The following is an 830-nucleotide window of genomic DNA, read 5'->3' as shown; positions in this document are numbered from 1 at the left end:
GCTGATGACGAGCAGCACCGCCAGTGACAGCGTGACGGCGGCCGTGACCCGGCCGCCGACGCGGCCGATCACGCGCACGTCGACGCCGAGGCCGAGCGCGGCCATCGAGACCACGGTCAGAAACCCTGCGGCCTTTGCTATCGGTCCCAGTGCGAGGTCGGGCACAAGGCCGAAGGAGCGCAGGGCTGCGAGGGCCAGGAAGCCGAGGATGAACCAGGGAACCAGCTTGAGGAGATTGAGGCGGCGCGCCTGGCCCTGTGCGTCCGTGCGCCGACGCGCCGCGACCAGCGACAGCACCAGTACGACAGGGCCCAGCATCAGCACGCGCACGAGCTTGACGAGCGTGCCGATCTGCGTGCTGACGAGCCCGGCCGGCACCGTCGCAGCCAGAACCTGCGGCACGGCGTAGACGGTGAGCCCCGCGAGGATGCCGTACTGCGTTGCCGAGAGGTCGAGCAGCGGGATCAGGAGCGGCAGGCCGAGCACCATCAGGACGCCGAGGATCGCCGTGAACGAGATCGAGGAGGCGACGTCGTCGCTATCCGCGCCGATCACCGGGGCCACGGCCGCGATCGCCGAGTTCCCGCAGATCGAGTTGCCGCACGCGATCAGGATCGAGATCTTGGTCGGAAGGCCGAGCAGGCGGCTGATCCCGAAGCTCGCCCCGATGGTAACCGCCACGGTCAGGACGATGGCGGCGAGGAGCAGCGGCCCGGAGGCCAGGATCGCCCCGAGGCTCAAGGAGGCGCCGAGCAGGACGACGGCAAGCTCGAGGAGTTGCTTGGCGCTGAAGGCGATGCCGGCCCGCCAGCGCGGACTGGGCTCCCAGA

The 830-nt window shown here is 70.1% G+C and carries 1 protein-coding gene; it reads right to left on the bottom strand.

The genetic code is table 11. The features are described 5' to 3' along the window. The coding region (locus WDW90_RS37630) for a YeiH family protein (protein WP_336492808.1) at nucleotides 1-830 on the bottom strand (830 nt) is incomplete at both ends.

It is taken from the genome of Methylobacterium nigriterrae, from assembly GCF_037106235.1.
Lineage (GTDB): Bacteria > Pseudomonadota > Alphaproteobacteria > Rhizobiales > Beijerinckiaceae > Methylobacterium > Methylobacterium nigriterrae.
The sequence above is the reverse complement of the archived record's forward strand: the minus strand, read 5'-3'. Positions and strand labels throughout refer to the sequence as shown.